This is a genomic window from Bacillus sp. P4_D3 (assembly GCF_056401855.1).
This window is the reverse complement of sequence record NZ_JBFUIN010001225.1, coordinates 1-654: the sequence shown is the minus strand read 5'-3', so window position 1 is coordinate 654 and position 654 is coordinate 1. Positions and strand designations below refer to the sequence as shown.

Here is a 654-nt window from a genome sequence, read left to right as displayed (position 1 = left end):
AAGGAATTGTTTTCAAAAGCACAAGAAAAATGGCGTGATATACAGCATCTAGATGGTTTTCATGGGCAATTTGGTGGGTGGAATGAAGAAGAAGCGTGTGTGTATACTTTATGGGAAGATAGAAATGCATATCAATCATTCATGAATGATGCTCATGATACAATTTTTTTAAATAGTAATCAAGAAGGCACATATATTTCCTGTAATATTGAAATGTTTCAAACGTTGTATGATATAACAGAAACTCCTTTGAAAGACGTAATTGCACAAGGGTCATTTGTAAGAGTTGCAATTTGCGATGTGAAAGAAGGAAAAGAAAAGAATTTTTTACATACGCAAGAAACAATTTGGAATAAAGGAATGGAAAATGAAAAAGGGATATTAGGTGGAGTTGTAGGGAGGTCTTTAAAGAATGAAAATCGTTACATAGTATTAACTTATTGGCAAGATGAAATAGTACATGAACGTTATATGAAAGAAATTTTTCCTGAGTTATATCAGTTAGCAAATGTAAATGAGTATGTTGAAAATATAAATGGAAAGAAAGTTATTAGGAAGGAAGAATGGTCTGTTGCCGCTTCGAAATAAAGTTAGAACTTGTTAAAGTAGCTAGTTTAGATAAGTTGAAATGGAACATTTGTTCTTGTATAATTG

The 654-nt window shown here is 31.3% G+C and carries 1 protein-coding gene; it reads left to right on the top strand.

The features are described 5' to 3' along the window. Positions 1-588, top strand: a 588-nt coding sequence (locus AC1DTM_RS30460; protein ID WP_477001701.1) for a DUF4937 domain-containing protein, incomplete at its 5' end; no start/stop codon positions are given. Between the last annotated feature and the right edge of the window lie 66 nt (positions 589-654).